Below are 19,757 nucleotides of genomic sequence, written 5' to 3' on the forward strand. Positions count from 1 at the left end.
CCTGTCCCGCTGCTCCCGCAGGAGTCTCGCACTTGCGCTCCAATCAACCTTAAATCGTTTAGTTTTTAAAAACAACAATCTTTACGAAAAGAGCCTTTTATTTAAACCGGTTAAAAAAGTAGTGACTCAAAAGGACCATAAATAATGTTATATGCCGTATAAATGGTAGGACATACTATAAATGCATCTGAGTTTTTATGCAATCTGTATTATCCATATCTGTTTAAGACAAAGGGACAGAATTCTTCGTTTCTGTAGGGATATATGTTAAACTTAACGTAGTTCTGAAACTGTCATTGGGGGAATAGCCGATGGATACCTCTGCTAAAGATGAAATGATTTTTTCGTTTGCTGAATGGTTGAGAGACCAAGGCAAATCAGCTAATACGATCAAAACGTATACTGGTGTCCTTTCACAGTTTTGTGACCAGACACAAAAGATATTGATGGAGATTCATTCTGAAGATGTTCAGGGTTATCTTGATTATTTAGAAAATTGCAAGAAAAGCCCGGGAACAATCGAAAAACACTATATCGCCCTAAATGTCTTCTTTAAGTTTTTAGGCAAACCGCAAGTAATGCTTTCTGTGGAACGTAAGGTTAAGGAGCACAAGCTTGAGGTACCTGAAACTTTAAGCATCAATGAGCAGCAGATCCTGTTAAGGGATATAGAAGCAGAAGGGAATCTAAGGAACATTGCCATCGTCTACCTTTTGTTACATACTGGAATTCGTGTTTCTGAATTATGTGACTTAAATGGCCGTGACGTCATTATGGAAACAGAGCGAAATTATATACTTGTCAGGAACGCAAAAGGTGAAATCGATAGATCCGTTCCCCTTACACTATCGGCTATACAACATGTAAAAAATTATCTTTATTCTTTAAAAGAAAAAGCGGATCCGTTATTCATCTCAAGCTATAATCAAAGGATCACTCCGAGGTCAGTTCAATATATATTAAAAAAATACAATGTGCATCCACATAAACTGCGACATACCTTTTGCCAAAGGTTAGTGGATAATGGAATAGATATACAAACGATATCAAAGCTTGCCGGTCATAAAGATTTAAACGTAACGAAGCGTTATCTGAAAGAAGAATCGCTGGATCTGGCAAATGCGATAGATCAAACTTTCACCAAACACTAATCAGGGAAGCGGGTTCTTTCCCTTTTTAGGTTTTAAAACAAACAAATTTCCTTGGAAATGACGAATTTGACGTTTTGTCTTATGTGACGGGGAAGGTTAAAAGAAGAAGGAATATAGTTCGGTCAAAAAGGGGCCGGAAGTATGAAGGGCTAATATGTTAAGATCATATTGATCAATTGTTGAATCAAGAAAGAGGGGATTCCTAGTATAAGGAATCCCCTCTTTCTCTTTCTTTTTCTTTGTTACTTACCTATTTTTTTCTTCTTTTTACCTATTTTCATTATAACTTCATATACTACCGGCACTATTACAAGTGTTAGCAATGTAGAACTCACAAGTCCGCCGATTACGGTAATTCCCAAACCTTGTGAAATTAGTCCACTGCCTTCCGCACCGATTGCCAGAGGTATTAAAGCGCCGATTGTAGCAAGGGCAGTCATCAGGATTGGACGCAGGCGGGTGGACCCTGCCTCGAGTAAGGCTTCCCTGGTAGATAGCCCTGATTCTTCATTCTTGATAACACGGTCCACTAATACGATGGCATTGGTTACGACGATACCAATAAGCATTAGGACACCCATCATTGCTGAAACGCTGATGGTCTCACCTGCAACGAATAGCCCTGCCAATGCCCCGATTACCGTAAATGGTAAGGAGAAGAGAATGGCTATAGGTGCTAAACCGCCATGGAAAGTAACGACTAGGACAAAGTATACGATAGCAACGGCCGCTAACATAGCGATACCAAGTTGAGTGAATGATTCCTGGATATCTTCCGTCACTCCGCCATAGTCAATAGTGACGCTTGCGGGAAGGTCTAATTTATCAACTTCCTTTTGTACCTCAGCTGTCACTGCTGCCACATCATCCGTTTTGATTGTTGCAGACACGTCAGCATAAATTTTTCCGTCGCGGCGGCTGATTGTATCGGAAGCTTTGCCTTCTTCGATTTTCACAAGCTCTTTCAATGGGATTTCCATTCCCATTGGTGAAGTAACTTTCGTATTCTCAAGATCTTTTTTGTCTTTAAAAGTCGTTTCTTCTGTCTCGACATATACTTTGACTTCTTCTCCATCTTTCTTAATCGTTGTTATAGCATCATCTTTATTCGTATTGGCAATGGACATACCAATTTGTGCAGCTGTCAGTCCAAGATCGCTTAGCTTTTCCTGGTCTGCAACTAGTGTATATTGCTCATAAGCATCGGAAAGACTTGTATCAACGTCTTTTAAATCTTTATTTTTCTTCATGATATTTTGAATGTCATCAATTACCGGTTCAATGTCTTTTTGTGAATTTCCATAAACAAATAGAGTGGTTTCGTTGCTTGATGTTGACGTGAATTCTTGTTGTTTCCAAGTTCCAGGTGAATCAAGTTCAGTTAAATCCTTTATGACCGTTTCTTTTTTGTCCCCGAAATTTTCGGTGTCTTTATCATAGAGTACATAGAAGAGGGCCGAGTTACTCGAGCCGCCCATCATGCCGCCCATCATGCTTTCACCAAGTGTGTACTGAACGGTCTCCACATCGTCATTATCCATAAAGTATTTTTCTACTTTTTCTGTTTGTTTTACAATATCCTCTTTTAACTCTCCAGGTGCGGGAGTGTAAGTGACGATAATCGTTTTTTCTTCATCTGCGGGCATGAAGCTGACACCGATGCTTGGGATTAGGAATAAGCTGCCGACCAATAATACAATGGCTGTACCGAAAGTGATCAACTTATGGTTTAAAGACCAATCCAATGCTCTTCGGTAGAATGCAGATAGTTTGCTTGGTTTTTCTTCATGTGATTTTAATTCTTTTTTAGATAGTCCCTTTTTAAATAAAGAGTCTGCCATTGCCGGAACAAGTGTGATGGCAATTATTAATGAAGCGACTAATGCAAACACCATTGTTAAGGCGAATGGCATGAATAGTTCCCCGACAGGTCCTGTAACGCTTGCTAAAGGCAGGTATACGGCTACAGTAACGATTGTCGATGAAAGGATAGGGATGAACATTTCCTTAGTGGCTGATCGTATTAATTCGCCGCCTTTTAATTGTTCGCCTTTTAAAGCCATTCTCCTATAAATATTTTCAATGACGACAATGGAGTCATCGACGACCCGGCCAATGGCAACTGTCATGGCCCCCAGTGTCATGACATTCAATGAAATATCCATTTGTTTGAGCACCAAAAGGGCTGCTAACAGGGATAATGGAATCGAAATGATGGAAATGAGAGTCGTTTTAAAGTTCCTAAGGAACAGCATGATAACAATGACGGCAAACAGACAGCCGAAGAGTGCCTTGCTGATCATGGTTTCAACAGAATCTTTAATCGGTTGGGCTTGATCAAGCGTAGTGTGTACACTTACGCCTTTAAAGTCTTTCTTGAAATTCGTTACTTCTTCGTTTACTTCGTCTACGATTGCAACCGTATCGGCATCAGGCGATCTTGTAACCTGAATCCCGATCGATTCGCTACCGTTTGTTCTTGAAATAGATTCAGCTTTACCGGTGATTTTAACATCGGCAATGTCTGATAATTTGACGTTTGGCAGTTGGGCGGGGCCTGTGGCCATTTCAGGAGATTGATTGGTTTCCGTTCCGTTTTGTGCTGGCGTTCCTGTTTGAGAGCCCCCGGTTAAAGGAATCTTTATATTTTTCAAGTCTTTTAATGTGGAGATGTTTCCATCCACAACTATCGTTTTTTCTTTATCATCAAAGTTATATATGCCAAGCGGCATGTTGACGTTTGCGGCCTGGATAACCTTCTTTACGGTATCTTCATCGAGACCGTATTGAGCCATTTTTTCCTCGTCGAATACAAGGCTGCCTTCATTTACTTGTTGTCCTGAAATTGATACGGATGTCACGCCATCAATTCCTTCAAGTTTAGGCACTAACACCTCTTCAACGTTTTTTGTAAGAGCTGGTAAATCAGAACTCTTATCTGTTACACTGAGTGCGACGACAGGAAAAGCGTTTAATTCTAATTTTGATACGCTTGGGTTATCCACTCCCTCAGGAAGCTCTAATTTCTCTAAAGCTTCTTTCACCTCTTTTACAGCGTCATCCATATCCGTATCATAATCATATTGTAATTGGACGGATGAGGCATTAGCCATGGACGAAGAACTGACTAATTCGACTCCTGGCAAATTTGTTACCTTCTGCTCTATCTGGTTTGTGAGCTTATCTGCTACTTCTTCAGGTGCAGCTCCAGGATATACTGTGGAGATGCTTATTAAAGGAGTCGAGATGCTTGGAATGGTTTCTTGTTTCATGTTTAAACCGGAGTATAAACCAGCTGCAACGATGATGATCGTAAGCAACCAGATTGCCAATTTATTCTTTAATGAAAATTTAATTATTGAATTCAAGCTTGTACCCTCCATACATAAAATTGTGACTAGTCGGTCACAAGCTCAAATATATAGTATATGGATTATGATTGCAACAGATAATATCCGGTAGTGTTAACGTTGTAGTTTCAAGGGTTTTGGGATACAATTTGGAAGAAGTGACCGTTCGGTCACAAACGGACAATTTTAAGGGATAGGATGAATTTGATGAAAGAAAAAAATAAGATGATCATAGATAAGTCTGTAGAGCTTTTCGCGGAGAAAGGCTATCATGCTACTTCCGTTCAGGAAATAGCTGAAAAGTGTGGGATAGCAAAGGGGTCTTTTTATAATCATTTTAAATCGAAGGAAGAATTACTGGTCTCCATTTTTAAATTTTATTATGAAGCGTTGACGGAATCATTGCTTGATCTTGAACTGGATGCTTCATTGTCCAGTAAAGACAAATTCATGAGGCAAATCACTGTCCACATTGAGCATATGACGGGAAATACCAACTTGATTCAAATGATGATGCAGGAACAAATGGTTCATATCAGCAAAGAACTAGATGGATTTTTACATTATATGCATGAAGAGGGCTTGATTTGGTTCAAGCGTAAAATCATTGAGTTATACCCGGGACTTTCTGCTGATCTTTTGCCGGATTGCACCATAATTATGGATTCCCTTTTCAAAGGATATATCGGAATATTGATCAGGAAACAAAATGCTTTCGATGTGGAATTGTTACCTAGCTTCATATTGAACCGGATGGATTCAATCATCGCAAGCCTGCAGAACAATGAAGATCCATTATTGAAACAATTTCCCCTGCCAGGATGCTCGATACGGGATATGAGCCCTAAAGAGGAAATCCATTCGATCATCGTCAGGATGCTGGAAGTGGAAACACGTATGGAAGAGGGAATGGAAATAAACAAGAATACGGAAGCTTTAAAAGTGATCCAGGAAGAGTTTTCAAAAGTTAGGCCAAACCCCATCATCTTGGAAAGCCTTTTGTTGTTTTTGGAAAAAAATGAAAAAAGAAGTCCGTTGGGTTCAAAGCTTATCTTAATGATGAAGGATTATTTGCTGAATATATGAAGGTTTTACCGAAAGGGGCGTATAGCCTCTTTTTTCATTTGTTAATGAGTTTCAAAAGCGTGGTTAGAAAATCTTTCAATTGTCAGCATTAACACCAAATTAGTGTGGGGATTTAATTTGAAGGGAAGGCTTATGTGTTTTTTTTGTATATTCATTCCTTATTTCTGCAATTGTTTCCAAAATAAGATAAAATATATGATGAAATATCATTTTTTTCAGGAGGACCACATATGGTGTACCAGGTCGGAGTGTTAAAGGGCATTTTAGAGCCTTATCGGAGTCGTTATCAACTGCAAAATGCAGAGGCAGTCACAAAGCTTGGATTGAAATTACTATATTTATATTTTCTTAGTCTAATAGTTTTCGCCATCGGGGGATACTTTGGCATTGGTTCAGAATCGTTTTCCAAAGAAATCACGACGATGAGTGCCAATGAATTCGAAGCAGCAAAGTTGCTGATTTTGAGCGGCAATATAGTAACAGGCATACTCACCCCTTCCATATACATATTTTTAGCAGCTCTATTCTTTTGGATCGTCACTGATATCCCATATATAAAATTAGTCATCGTTCAAATGATTCTTTTTGGTTTGCAATTAGTGGAAAAAACATTACTGGTTCCTCTATTCGTTTTAATGGATATAGGAAGCGATGCCAATCCTTTTTCATTTGGGATCATCAGTCAGTATTTTCTCAGAAGTGATTATTTCATTCACTTTTTCAGCGAAATCACCATTTTTCAATTTCTTATTATTGCTCTGCAATATTTTTATTTAAAGGAATTTTCAGACCGGAATAATTATTTGGTCCTTTTAATGATTGTTCTATTCTATCTGGCCACATGGTTTGTTAAAGCCTTTTTAGCATACATCCAAGTAGGCGTATTTGTATAAGGCGGGTGAAAAGAATGAGCGGAAAATGGAAAATAGCAGCGGTCTCGATTGCGTCGATAGTCTTAATAGCCGTTAACATATACCTTCTTGAAAAAAAAGAAAGCAAAGTGGAACGAACTGTTTTCGTTGAAAACTGGACAAAGGTAAAAAAGGATACTATTACGGTTACTATTCAAACAAATGGGGTAATTAAACCTGTAGAAGAGTATGATATCTATTTTGATACCAAGAAAAATGATTTTAAGAAATTCCTTGTAAAAGAAGGCGATGCGATTACGGCTGGCTCTTCGTTGTTTGAGTATGAGACGACCGAACTTGATGCGCTAAAAGTGGATTTAGAAGCGGAAAAAACGGCAGCTGAGGGAGAAATTGCGGGGATTGAAGAATACATAGGCAAGTTGAGGTCATATCAAGGGTCCCTGACCAGTGATTCTGGAATAGCGGCCATTGATGAATCGGTGGAAAAAAACTTGAGTAGTGATTTAACGACAAGCACGACGGATCTTATTAAAAGTAACATTGAACAAGAAATGTACAAGCAGGAACTGGAAAGAAACAGTTTGGATGAAAAAGTGAAAATGCTTGACGCCAAATTGAGTTCAATTGAGGAGCAGTCCAATGCTATCGTGACGACGAGCGAGGCTGATGGTGTCGTTAAAAATATCAATAAAAACCTGAACAATCCCATCATATCCATTGTTTCTACAAATATGGCAATTGAAGGGGAATTCTCCGAAGAAGAAATGAAAAAGGCTGAAGTGGGCATGACTATAAAAGCAAGTTCCTCTGATTCAAAAAAGGCATTGAAAGGAACGATAGGCCGTATCCATTCCTATCCAGCTGAAGAGCCGTCGTTAAAAAAAGATAACAGATTTCCATTTCAGGCTTTAATCGAACCGGAAGGAGAAGTAACGGAACCTTTGTTGGTGGGATCCAAAGTGGATCTTACTGTAATAACCAATGAGAAAGCCGGTGTACCCTCCGTTCCTGAAGAGGCGGTAAATTACCAAAAACAGCCTTATATTTACAAATTGACCAAAAAAGGATATGTGGATAAACGTTACATTACAAAAGGGCTTAAAGCAGAAGGAAAGCAAGAAATCATAAAGGGACCGTCTGTAGGTGACGTCATCCTGCTAAAGCCTGATGTGGCAGTTAAGAACCATTCTAATTTTATTACTCCGATTCAATTTGAAAAAGTGAAAGTTGCAACTTATAAAAAATTCACCACTAGGGAAAAAGTAAGATATCTGTTACTTGGCCTTTTGGAAAAATAACCATTCCTTCAACAAAAGAGGTGATGTTAAGTTATCCAACAATTATATTAATATAACTCATGAGATTAAAAATCGGGAAGAGTAATTATAGATACAATAGACATTAATACAGAATATTCAGACATGTTTAAAGATTTTTTCTAAAATGGATGCGAATAAATATTTACAGATTATCATTTTTAGTATAATATTTTATTATAAGTTAACTCGCTTAATCTTATTCCAAGAACGGGGGACCCATTTTTGTGGATTTTATCCGCTAGGGGTGAATTCAGAAATGAAAGGGCTTTGTGTTTCCAATTCCTAACCCGACAGCTAACCTCGTCAGCGTCTTTAAGGGAACATGTGTGAATATTCACGCCAATAAGAAATCGACACATGAAGTGTCTTTTTTTTCGGCGTAAAGACAGAGTTTTTCAAAAAAAGAAAAATTACTTTCTTTTATTAGTATCTTGTTTCCCTTACCGAGACAAAAATGTTTTTGCATCAAAGACTTTATGGAAGGTGAGGAAAGTAAATGAAGAAATTCAAATTAAGTTTAGCTAGCCAAATTTTCATTGGTTTAATTTTAGGGATTATCGTTGGTGCCATTTTTTATGGTAATGAGACGGCCCAAAACTTTTTACAGCCATTCGGGGACATTTTCCTACGAATGATTAAAATGATTGTAGTGCCGATCATCGTTTCAAGCCTTATCGTTGCAGTTGCCGGTGTAGGTGATTTGAAAGCGGTAGGTAAACTTGGTGCTAAATCATTATCATACTTTGTTGTAGTAACAATGATAGCGATTGCTGTTGGTCTAGTTTCCGCGAATATTATCCAGCCTGGTGCTGGTGTAAATATGAACAATCTAGAACAAACTGATATTTCTACCTATGTTGATACAGCAGAAACTAAGCAGCATGAATCTTTTGTAGATACAATTGTTCACATTGTACCATCCAATCCAATTAAAGCTATGGTAGAAGGCGATATGCTAGCGATCATTTTCTTCTCTGTTTTGTTTGGACTTAGTATTGCGGCTATCGGTGAAAAAGGGAAACCTGTATTCCGTTTCTTCCAAGGTGCAGCAGAAGGAATGTTCTACTTAACTAATATGGTCATGAAATTTGCTCCTATCGGGGTATTTGCACTAATCGGTGTGACCATTTCCAAGTTCGGTTTGGAATCTTTAATTCCGCTAGGAAAGTTAGCGCTTTCTGTATACGGAACAATGATTTTCTTTGTAATTGTCATTCTGGGTCTTATTGCAAAATTTGTAGGGTTCAATATCTTTACATTGATTAAGCTTCTAAAAGAAGAATTGATTCTTGCGTTCTCGACAGCAAGTTCAGAGGCAGTTCTTCCGAGAATCATGGAAAAGATGGAGAAAGCGGGATGTCCGAAACATATTGCTACGTTTGTTATTCCGACAGGATACTCTTTTAACCTTGATGGTTCTACATTATATCAAGCGTTAGCAGCTATCTTCATCGCTCAAATGTATGGAATTGATTTAAGCGCTTATGAACAAATTACACTAATGTTAGTGTTAATGATCACATCTAAGGGGATTGCAGGTGTACCTGGTGTATCTTTCGTAGTTCTTTTAGCGACATTAGGAACAGTTGGTATTCCAATTGAAGGTTTAGCATTTATTGCTGGTATTGACCGTATTCTTGATATGGGCCGTACAGTAGTAAACGTTATTGGTAATTCACTTGCGGCAATCGTTATCTCAAAATGGGAAGGTCAATTCAACCCTCCTTCCAAAAAAGAATTAGAGCAAGTTTCTTAATATAAAAATCCAGAGTGAAATGTCACTCTGGATTTTTTTTTTTTTTTTTGAAATAAAATGCGTGCCATAGACCTGATCTTTTAGTTGCTCCAAGGGAAGCTGCACCATGCAAAGGATGAAAGATGAAAGCTTTTTTAACTTTACCCAGGATCAATTCCTCCAATTCGGAATTTTTCACTATAATATGGATTTTGTGTATCGCATTCTATACACGGTGCTGATGATGATTGATGTTGGGGGGTATATAACTTATGTGAAAACCCAAAAGTTTGATAAAATAACATTATTGATTGAGAGCTCGGAGGGGGTCAGGTTATGAAGAATGATAGCAATGATATCTTATATATGTATATGCAGGCTTCCGAACGGTTTGTCCTTTTTAATGGACTAAATTTTCGTGAATTCGTCTATTCGCTTCCATATACCTTGGATTCGATCTTATTATTGAAACATCAATTCGATGGTGGGGAATACAATTTGAATGTCCTGCTTAAGAGCGCTTCATCTAAGGATATTGCGAAGCTCGGTAAAGAAAATGTTCGGGCATATGGAGATTTCTGTTGGGTCGATTTTGAAGAGGCGGAAGGGCTGGATGAATTGGATGGAAGGGAAATAGCGGAACTTTTATATTTAGGACACGCTAAAACCAATCTGAGTCCCCCGTTTTTCCGTAAATTGAATAATCAATTTGTGTACCTTGCCCAGGATGATGGCTGGTTCAATAAAATTTATTTTCGTTCTCTTTCGACATATTATATGATGTTAGGAAGACTGATTCCGCTAAAGCTGGAGCCATTAAAAGTAGAGAGGACGTGGCTTGGAATCAGAAAGAAAAAAGAGCTGACGGCGATTCCAGCAGAAATCATTTCTTCCTTGGCTCATATTCTGGGAGAGGGGCTCGCTTTTTCCTTTCGGGATGTTAAGTATACAAGAACGAAAATTGAGATACCTGCATGGGTCGTAGGGGATTATTTAAACATGGATGAGATGCATGACGACTTTTCGGATAGAGTTATTTATGAGCCCGATGCCTTTATTATCTTCAATCGAAAAGAAAAAGTATGGGAAAGCGTTATTAAAAACACATCATCTTCCTGATTATCCCAACTTCCAAGGTTAGTGGATGGATTATTTGACATCCTCAAATTTTTTTGGTGTAAGACTTACCATCTCATGCATAAAAGATAAGAGGGCGGCTCACAGGACGTGGCGGTATTATTCTGTGTTCTAATGATGGTAATGATTGGAATGTATCTAATGATAGAAGTTTTGCTTTACCCCGCATTAACAGGCTGGGAAGCGGATGGCAAATGTAATGAAAAAGAAATGTGGTGGGCCAACAGCCTGTAAAAGCCCGGTTGGCTTAACTAACCATCATTGGAAAAGCCTCAATGACGGAAGTTTCGCTTTATCCGTTTTAGTGTAAAGTGATACAATGAACATGGTTAAAAGAATATTGGAGGGTAATAACTCATGAAAACTAAACTTGGTTTGCTTTATGGTGGAAAATCTGCGGAGCATGAGGTTTCTATGCAGACGGCTTTAGCTGTCATTAAAGCTCTCGATTTAGCAAAGTTTGATATATATCCGATTTACATAACAAAAGAGGGTTCATGGATTAATGGACCAAAGTTAACAGGGCCTGCTGAGAATGTGGAGGCTTTGACATTTTTACCGGAAAAATCGAGCTCACCTCTTGCCTTGCAGGCACATTCAACTGATGAAAATAGTGAATCAACAGGGTATGACGTAATTTTCCCATTGCTTCACGGACCAAATGGAGAAGATGGGACCGTACAGGGGATGCTGGAACTATTGAACCTTCCTTATGTAGGAAATGGCGTATTAGCTTCATCAGCAGGAATGGATAAGGTCATCATGAAAAACATTTTTGCCCAGGCGGGACTTCCGCAAGTGAAATACACTTGGTTCATTCGTTCCGAATGGGAGAAGGATACTGAAAGTGCCATTAAAAAGGTTGCGGAGGAATTGGGGTACCCTTGTTTTGTCAAACCTGCCAATTTAGGCTCAAGTGTCGGTATCAGCAAATGTAATGATGCTGATGAACTGGAAAAAGCGGTAGCGGAAGCTTTTCAATTCGACCGGAAGATCATCATAGAAGAAGGGGTCATTGCTCGTGAACTAGAGTTTGGTATTCTCGGTAATGATGAACCGTCTTGTTCAGTGGCAGGCGAAATCATCCCTAAGAAGGATTTTAGCTTCTATGATTATTCAGCAAAATATGTAGACGGTAATTCAGCGATGGTCATTCCAGCGGAGATATCGGAAAACGAGTATGCAACTTTATCCGAAATGGCCATTACTGCCTTTAAGTCATTGGATTGCTCTGGATTGGTTCGCGCTGATTTCTTCTTAACGAATGAGGGGCAAATCTATATTAATGAAGTGAATACAATGCCTGGGTTTACTCCATTTAGCATGTTTCCGTTATTGTGGAAGCACACAGGTGTCGACTATCCAGCGCTAATTGAAAAACTAGTGAAACTTGCTTTGGAACGTCATCAGGAAAAACAACAAATCAAATATACAGTTTGATCATGCAAGTAATGTAGCAGTAAACTTCACAATCCATCAATGTTGATTTGATGGATTCCAACCAGCAGGAACCGGTGCGATTTTAAACTGGTTTCTGCTTCGTTTGGTTATTGGAAGTAGAGAGCGATTAACGGTTCGATGAATGTAGGAGGAACAAAATGATAAAGAGAACGTTAAAACAAGTACATGAGATGGCAGACGGTTTGAATGATATCAGTCCATTCCAGTCCAAAGGAATTAATGGGGTTACCATCGATTCCAGAACAGTTAAGGAAGGATGTTTGTTCATACCGCTTAAGGGTGGGCAGGTTGACGGACATCAGTATGTCAAGCAAGCATTGGCGCAAGGAGCTGCTGCTTCTTTTTGGCAAAGGGATGTTCCGAATCCTCCTAATGATTTACCGATAATCATTGTGGAAAATACCGAGAAAGCACTTCAGCAATTGGCGCGTTCTTACCGTCAGCAGTTGAATATAAAAGTCATTGGGATAACAGGAAGCAACGGTAAGACGACAACGAAAGATATGACGGCTGCGTTGCTGGCCACTACCTATAAAGTTCATAAAACCAGTGGAAACTTCAATAATCACTTAGGTTTACCACTAACGGTGCTTTCTATGGATGAGGATACTGAAGCAGCTGTTTTGGAAATGGGAATGAGCAGCCGCGGTGAAATTGAGTTTTTATCCAAAATGGCAAAGCCTGATGTAGCGATCATTACCAATATCGGTGAATCACACTTATTGGATTTAGGATCACGCGAGGAAATCGCAAATGCAAAATTGGAAATTGTCGAAGGTTTGGCGAAAGATGGGAAGCTGATCTATCATGGCGATGAACCATTGCTTCGCAATCGGATCAAAAGAGATTTTCCTGATTTAAATGTAATATCTTTTGGACGTACGGAACAAAATGATTTATATCCACAGACCATAAGCCAAGGGGCAGACCGTACCGCGTTTACAATCGCAAGCGGTGAAAAGGAGTTAGATTATGAGATACCCGTATTAGGCAATCATAATGTTCTTAATGCGCTGGCTGCCATCTTGGTTGCTAAAGAATTCAATGTGGATGATTCAGCGATCCGTAAAGGTCTGTCAACCATTCAATTAACTAATATGAGGATGGAATTGGTCGAAGGCGCAAAAGGGCAGAAGATCATCAATGATGCATATAATGCCAGTCCAACTTCAGTTAAGGCAGCAGTGGAATTGGTTGAGGGATTATCTGGATTCGAGAAAAAGATCCTTGTATTGGGAGATATGTTGGAGTTAGGGCCACAGGAAAAAGACTTTCATTTGAAAATCGGTGAATTGATTTCCAATGAACGGATCGATAAGATCTTCACGTTTGGTCCTTTAGCCGAGTTTATTGCCAAGGGAGCGAGCAAGTCTTTTTCATCGGAGCAGGTTCGTCCTTTTCAGGATAAACAGGAGCTTATAGAGGAACTTAAGTCTTCTACACAGGAAAATGACATCATTCTCGTTAAAGCATCCAGGGGCATGAAACTGGAGGAAGTCGTTCAAGCCTTACAAAAATAAAAAAGCGTAGAAAGGGCCGTTGAAAACGGCCTTTTTTTATCGTACTTAAAAAAGAGTCCCTGCAATAATGCAGATGTCATCGTTAATCACCGAATGCCTCATCCTTGAGATCACAAGCTCCTGAAGAAGCTTATTTGTATCGAGATGGACATTTTCAATGAACTCCCTCTTGATATTGTCAGACCGGTCAAAGGCGGAAGGATTGGGCGTTTTAGAGAGTCCATCTGTATAGATGATGAAACGGCTTCCTGGTTCATAATGAAAGACTATTTTTTTAATGGGCAATTCGGGAATCAGTCCGCTTGGGGTGTCCCCTTCGTTTAATGTGAGAATTTGGTTGGTGCTTGGGGAATACAAGAAGGCTGAAGTAAATCCGTAGTTCACATATTCGATGAGACGATCCTTTGTATTCACATATGCTATGAAAGCTGTAAAGCGAGCAAGGTTTTTGTTATCCCGATTAATTCCTTGAAATAGGTTCCGCATATGTTTGTCCAGTTCCTCTGTTATGAAAATGGGATCTTTTACACGTTTGAATAGATCGGGCATCAAAGTCCGTATGGACATGTTAATAAGTGCTGTATGGATGCCCTTTCCGAATACATCGATCATTATGAAGCCGTATATCCTGTCATCAACCTCCGTCCAGTAAAATAAATCCCCTGAAAGTTCACTCGAAGGCAGGGAAAGACCTTTGACCTCTATATCTTCATTATTGATCGACAAAGGTAAATTTGAAAGCTGTATGCCCTTTGCAATTCGCAGGCTCCTTGCTGATTTTTGGTGTATCTTTTCAAGCTCCTGCCCCTTCATCTTTGCCGAAAACAGTTGCATGCTGATGTTTTTGAGTGAATTTAATTTTATCCTGACTTCTGCTGAATCGGCAGGCACAGCCATGGTTTCATAAAAGGTCTTTTCTGGTAATGCCGGAGGTGCCTCCATTCCTAAAGCGCGTTTGTAAATGAATAAGATAGGGATTTCGTGAGATTCAGCTAAGGCAAACAAAGAAGTTTCCTGCCAAGAATCTTTTGATATGTGTAAAGGTAAAATAAATAATGATTTCATTAAGTCCGTTGAATCCTTGAATAGATGACTTTGATTGAGTGGATCCTCCAAAAAGGTGACGTTCTTGTTCATTTTCTTTAAGATTCGACCAAAATCCTTACATAAAGGAACATCTATTGTGAAAATATTCATATAACCCCCCCGTTGTTTTGTTGATAGGTCAATCATACTGCATTTAGACTTATTTACTATAATTTTCGAGCGAAAAGATCGAATTTTCAAAAAGTAAATGATTCCATATACCTGGAAATTTAAAAGCGGATTCATAATAAGTCCTTTCTTTTTCCAACGGGGGACCGTGGATGGTAGCCATTCATTCGAACTGATCCTTCCTGAAAAAAGGTTTATTGAAACTATTTGATTTAAACACATATCATGTAAATAAATAGATGTTCGTTTTTGCAAACATTTAAATGGGTACAGTAAGTGGTCTAAATGGTCTCATCATAGAAAAGGACTAGGTCACTGAATTCCTCCTGAACTGGAACAGATTCTCCTTTAAAAAACGTTCCAGTCGGTTCAGGAATCTCGCTTTCTTCCGAATTTGTCTGCAGTCTGAATCCACTTCGCATGAATGGATTTAGTAACTAAGGTAACTCTATTGATGAACAAATCAGGTTGCACGATTATCAGGTGGGACTATCCAATTTCCTCGTTTTTGAAACGATCTAAAGTTTTTAGTAACTCTGAATGGGGCGATATCCTTTATTGCATTAACAGTTTGAAAATGGTAATATGAGTATGAGTTTAAATGTCTTATCATTGATGATTATTTAAATTAATCAGGTTGAGGCAACAAAATTGTATGTTCTTACATGTTTCATGAGTTCATTCTTGAGATTATTTTAGATTAAATAGGCCGCGCGTCTGGTCATATATAAAAGCTGCATCTCTTGGCGGCTTTAGTAGCTATTAGGGAATCAAGCCGCATTATAGCGCTTTTCCACTTCTGCAAATCCTCAACGCACCGGGCCTGTTTTGTATAAGAATCTTGGCTCTCGTCAAGTTTTGTTCATACAGCCTTTTTAAGTCTGATGAATAATAGGTGCAGCAGCCCTCACCTGAATAAAACGGTCAAACACCCGTTTATGCTACTTTTAATTTTCCATATTGAATTTAATTTTGGTTACATGTACTTTTAAAAAGATGAGCGTATGTTAATGATAAGTCTACACGTGCGCGAAAATTAAAAATGCCGGTGAATGTTCGTACTGGTATATTTCCTTTTTAAAAAATCATATTGAGTTCATTTGAACTAAAAGGCAGATACTTTTAGGTGATAATGATAAACTTTTTAGATAAAGTAGAACATCCGTCATGATGATGAGGATTTGAACTAAACATCTGTGCATGATATGCACGTGTAAATTTACGATATAAAAAGGAGTACGAAAACATTGACATTGTTTAGCGAATTAGGTTTAGATAGAACGTCCATGAAATCAATAGAAAAAATGGGATTTGAAGAAGCGAGCCCGATTCAATCCCAAACGATACCTCTAGCACTTGAAGGTAAAGATATCATTGGTCAAGCGCAAACAGGAACAGGAAAAACGGCGGCATTCGGTATTCCATTGATGGAAAACATCGATATTACTAACGAAAACGTGCAAGGGATTGTCATTGCACCTACACGTGAGCTAGCGATTCAAGTTTCTGAGGAACTTTTCAAGCTTGGTTACGGAAAACGCGCTCGTGTACTTGCGGTTTATGGTGGACAAGATATCGACCGTCAGATCCGTGCTTTAAAGAAAAAACCACATATTATCGTTGGTACGCCTGGTCGTCTTTTAGACCATATCAAACGTAAAAATATTAAATTAGGCGGAGTTCACACTGTAGTTCTTGATGAAGCGGATGAAATGCTTAACATGGGATTCATTGAGGATATCGAATCGATCCTTTCAACGGTTCCTGATGAAAGACAAACATTGCTTTTCTCAGCTACAATGCCTGATCCGATCCGTAAAATTGCTGAAAGATTCATGCAGGAACCCGTTCTTGTCCGTGTAAAAGCAAAAGAAATGACAGTGGATCGTATCGAACAATATTACTTGGAGTTAAAAGAAAGTGAAAAATTCGATACACTTGCACGCCTTTTCGATATTCAAACACCGGACCTTGCTATCGTCTTCGGACGTACGAAACGCCGTGTAGATGAATTGGCATCTGCATTGAATATCCGCGGTTATATGGCTGAAGGCATTCATGGTGACCTTAGTCAGGCAAAACGCCTTTCTGTATTGAAAAAGTTTAAAGACCGCAGCATCGATGTACTTGTTGCTACTGATGTGGCTGCACGTGGACTTGATATTTCCGGCGTTACTCACGTATACAACTTTGATATCCCACAAGATCCGGAAAGCTATGTTCACCGTATTGGACGTACAGGACGTGCGGGTAAACATGGTATTGCCATTACGTTTGTAACACCAAGAGAAAGAGGACAACTGCATGCGGTTGAGCATACAACGAAAAAACGTATGGTGAAACTTAAGACTCCTACGTTAACTGAAGCGTTGGAAGGTCAACAAAAAGCAGTAACGGAAAAAATCCTTAATACAATCGAGAATGATGATTTAACATTATACCTTGGTCAAGCGGAAGAATTATTACAAAAACATAGCGCAGCGGACTTAGTTGCAGCTATGCTGAAATCAATGACAAAAGAACCGGATCAAACGCCTATCAAGCTAACGGAAGAATCTCCATCTCCAATGCGTCGCAACCGCGGTGGCAGCAGTTCTTCTGGTAACAGACAGCGCAATGGCCGCAGTTCTTCAGGTAGAAAAGATTACGGTAGCGGATCAAGCAAACGCCCGGGCGCAAACCGTAAATCGAATGGTTACGGAAATCGCAGCACGAGCCAAAAAAGAGAAAAAACAAATAAGATTTAATTGAATTGGAAATGCCGCTCATTTGAGCGGCATTTTTTTGTGTGCATTTCCATAATTCATATGGTATCTGAATGGCTGGTTGGATGGACTGCTCAAAGCCATTGTTTGAAAAGGGGTTAATTTCCAGCATTTAATTATAGTATAATGGATGAAAGCGAAGGATGGATGATGAAGATTCACTAAAAATTACCTGTCGAAGAGGAGAAGCACATGGAACCTGAAAATCGTATATCGAATAAGGCCTTGACCGTATGGAAAATCGGTGGTCTTATAAGCTGTTCAATAACTTGGATTATAAGCATCGCCGCACTCGTGCTTACAATCATTTTTGATTGGACATATTGGGTGTTTGGAGCGTTGATCATAATTTCGGTAATCCAATCCTATCTGGCCATTTTTCTGATTCCATCGGTGAAATGGAAGAGGTGGCGTTACGAAGTAAGAAATACCGAAATTGATATCCAAAGTGGTATTTTCGTCATTAAAAGAACACTCATACCCATGATTAGGGTTCAGCATGTGGAAACGAAGCAAGGGCCATTATTAAGGAAATACGATTTAGCCTCCGTTGAAATTTCGACTGCAGCGACCCTTCATGTTATCCCTGCCTTGGACATAGCAGAGGCAGATGAATTGCGGCACTATATTTCCAGGATGGCAAGTGTGGAGGAAGTAGATGTCTGAACCTAAAAGGCTGCACCCCATAGCTGTATTGCTTACCATAATAAAATCGATTAAGGAGTTAGTCATCCCTTTTTTATTAGTGGTCGTCATTCCTGGGAAGAATGAAGGAATTCCTGGATGGATACAACCGCTGGTCATAGCCATTATTATACTTTTTATTATAGGCAATGCATTCCTTCAATGGTTACGCTTTACATATCGCATGGAAGAGGGCGAATTCAGAATCGAGTCCGGGGTATTTGTAAGGAAGAAACGGTATATAAAGTATGATCGGATTCATAGCATAGATATTTCGGAGGGTATCGTCCAGCGGATATTCAGCCTGGTGAAGTTGAATATTGAAACCGCAGGCGGGTCTCAGGCCGATGCCGTATTATCAGCCATAAGAAAAAGTGATGCAGATCGAATCAATGCTTTTATTAGTGAGGAAAAAAATGCGAATAGTCCTTCTGATAAAGATAAAAATGAAGTAGCGGATAATGAATATGCAGCAAAATCGTCTTCCGTTTTTAAGCAGACGCTGCCGCAACTATTCGTTATGGCTGCCACTTCGGGAGCAGTAGGTGTCTTCCTATCTGGAGCAATCGCATTTATTTCACAGTTCGATGAAATGATACCTTTTGAGAGGATATTTAAGGATTATGAAGATTTTATTGAAATGGGGACCATCATTCTGACCTTGTTTGCCCTAGTGGCTTTATTGGTGATTTATGTACTGGCTACATTAAGCATGGTAATTAAATATGCTTCCTTTACCGTGATAAAAACGGATGAGGAAATCGTTATTTCCAGAGGGCTTCTCGAAAAAAGACAGCTGACAATCCCTATCCATAAAATACAAGGTATCCGGATCATGGAGAATTTGATTCGAAAGCCATTGGGCTTGGCGACGGTTTATATTGAGTATGCGGGGGGCAGTATGGAAGATAAAGAAAGTCTATCGATCATGCTGTTCCCTTTAATCAGGAAGAAGCATTTACAAGAAAAAATCCTGGAAATTTTACCGGTTTATGAAACAACCACTGAGATGACATCGATACCTAAACGTGCACTTTCCAGGTATGTATTTCACAAGTTTCTATACCTCATCCCGATCATAGGTGCCTTGGTATGGTTTTTCAGACCTTGGGGTTATCTTTCCCTTTTGCTTGTACCGTTGGCGATTTTTTGGGCTTACATGCAATATAGAGATGCGGGATGGAGCATAGAAGGGAATTTATTGATATTGAGCAGTCGCTTTTTCTCAAAGCAGACATTAATCATGCAGAGAAGCAGAATTCAATCAATAACATATAAAAAAAGCTGGTTTCAGAATCGAAAAGAATTAGCTACGATTTCAGCATCGATTAAATCAGGAATCACTTCCCGGGTCGGCATGGTTGCTGATGTTGAAGAAAAGGATTGCCTAATAATTAAATCTTGGTATTTACCTAAAAAAGCAGTCGACTCCCAATGATTTAAAGGAAGAGTCGGCTGTTTG

14 protein-coding genes and 1 riboswitch are annotated in these 19,757 nt (G+C 39.2%); of the genes, 12 read left to right on the plus strand and 2 right to left on the minus strand.

Going from position 1 to position 19,757, the window contains the following annotated elements:
* The first annotated feature begins 311 nt into the window (after positions 1-311).
* Positions 312-1,151, plus strand: coding sequence for a tyrosine-type recombinase/integrase (locus tag ACFRAK_RS24915; RefSeq protein ID WP_260288924.1), 840 nt, complete (start codon positions 312-314; stop codon positions 1,149-1,151).
* Positions 1,152-1,393: 242 nt separating this feature from the next.
* On the opposite strand, the gene ACFRAK_RS24920 is transcribed toward ACFRAK_RS24915, so the two are convergent.
* Positions 1,394-4,519 carry an efflux RND transporter permease subunit gene (locus ACFRAK_RS24920; protein ID WP_387604964.1) on the minus strand — a complete coding sequence of 1,042 codons (3,126 nt, stop codon included), beginning with the start codon at positions 4,517-4,519 and terminating at the stop codon, positions 1,394-1,396.
* Positions 4,520-4,708: 189 nt separating this feature from the next.
* On the opposite strand from ACFRAK_RS24920, the gene ACFRAK_RS24925 reads away from it, so the two are divergent.
* The 8 genes from ACFRAK_RS24925 (at position 4,709) to ACFRAK_RS24960 (ending at position 13,631) form a co-directional block, all read left to right on the plus strand.
* Entirely contained in the window at positions 4,709-5,587 is an 879-nt protein-coding gene (locus ACFRAK_RS24925; RefSeq protein ID WP_394572722.1) for a TetR/AcrR family transcriptional regulator, read from the plus strand.
* A 230-nt stretch (positions 5,588-5,817) separates the two neighbouring features.
* Positions 5,818-6,480 carry a hypothetical protein gene (locus tag ACFRAK_RS24930; RefSeq protein ID WP_387604962.1) on the plus strand — a complete coding sequence of 221 codons (663 nt, stop codon included), beginning with the start codon at positions 5,818-5,820 and terminating at the stop codon, positions 6,478-6,480.
* A gap of 14 nt (positions 6,481-6,494) precedes the next feature.
* A complete protein-coding gene (locus ACFRAK_RS24935) occupies positions 6,495-7,757 on the plus strand; it encodes an efflux RND transporter periplasmic adaptor subunit (protein WP_394572723.1) in 1,263 nt (420 codons plus the stop codon).
* 198 nt (positions 7,758-7,955) lie between these two features.
* A riboswitch (cyclic di-AMP (ydaO/yuaA leader) is annotated at positions 7,956-8,102 on the plus strand.
* A gap of 172 nt (positions 8,103-8,274) precedes the next feature.
* Positions 8,275-9,534 carry a cation:dicarboxylate symporter family transporter gene (locus ACFRAK_RS24940; RefSeq protein ID WP_387604960.1) on the plus strand — a complete coding sequence of 420 codons (1,260 nt, stop codon included), beginning with the start codon at positions 8,275-8,277 and terminating at the stop codon, positions 9,532-9,534.
* A 106-nt stretch (positions 9,535-9,640) separates the two neighbouring features.
* Positions 9,641-9,853: a hypothetical protein gene (locus ACFRAK_RS24945; RefSeq protein ID WP_394572724.1), complete on the plus strand. Its 213-nt coding sequence runs from the start codon at positions 9,641-9,643 to the stop codon at positions 9,851-9,853.
* On the plus strand, positions 9,850-10,632 hold the full coding sequence (locus tag ACFRAK_RS24950; protein WP_394572725.1) for a hypothetical protein: 783 nt from the start codon (positions 9,850-9,852) through the stop codon (positions 10,630-10,632). The genes ACFRAK_RS24945 and ACFRAK_RS24950 overlap by 4 nt, the downstream gene beginning before the upstream one ends.
* Positions 10,633-11,007: 375 nt before the next feature.
* A complete protein-coding gene (locus ACFRAK_RS24955) occupies positions 11,008-12,090 on the plus strand; it encodes a D-alanine--D-alanine ligase (protein WP_387604958.1) in 1,083 nt (360 codons plus the stop codon).
* Between the two features lie 158 nt (positions 12,091-12,248).
* Positions 12,249-13,631: a UDP-N-acetylmuramoyl-tripeptide--D-alanyl-D-alanine ligase gene (locus ACFRAK_RS24960; protein WP_387604957.1), complete on the plus strand. Its 1,383-nt coding sequence runs from the start codon at positions 12,249-12,251 to the stop codon at positions 13,629-13,631.
* A gap of 45 nt (positions 13,632-13,676) precedes the next feature.
* Here the strand turns inward: ACFRAK_RS24960 and ACFRAK_RS24965 are convergent, their stop codons facing one another.
* Complete coding sequence (locus tag ACFRAK_RS24965; protein WP_387604956.1) at positions 13,677-14,828, minus strand: PP2C family protein-serine/threonine phosphatase; 1,152 nt, start codon at positions 14,826-14,828, stop codon at positions 13,677-13,679.
* 1,265 nt (positions 14,829-16,093) lie between these two features.
* Between ACFRAK_RS24965 and cshA the strand changes: the two genes are divergently transcribed.
* The 3 genes from cshA to ACFRAK_RS24980 all read left to right on the plus strand — a co-directional run bounded on the left by cshA (position 16,094) and on the right by ACFRAK_RS24980 (position 19,733).
* A complete protein-coding gene (gene cshA, locus ACFRAK_RS24970) occupies positions 16,094-17,593 on the plus strand; it encodes a degradosome RNA helicase CshA (protein WP_387604955.1) in 1,500 nt (499 codons plus the stop codon).
* A 210-nt stretch (positions 17,594-17,803) separates the two neighbouring features.
* On the plus strand, positions 17,804-18,277 hold the full coding sequence (locus ACFRAK_RS24975; protein ID WP_394572726.1) for a PH domain-containing protein: 474 nt from the start codon (positions 17,804-17,806) through the stop codon (positions 18,275-18,277).
* Positions 18,270-19,733, plus strand: coding sequence for a PH domain-containing protein (locus ACFRAK_RS24980; protein ID WP_394572727.1), 1,464 nt, complete (start codon positions 18,270-18,272; stop codon positions 19,731-19,733). Before ACFRAK_RS24975 ends, ACFRAK_RS24980 begins: the two co-directional genes overlap by 8 nt.
* Positions 19,734-19,757: the final 24 nt, after the last annotated feature.

Source organism: Peribacillus sp. NPDC056705, from assembly GCF_043656335.1.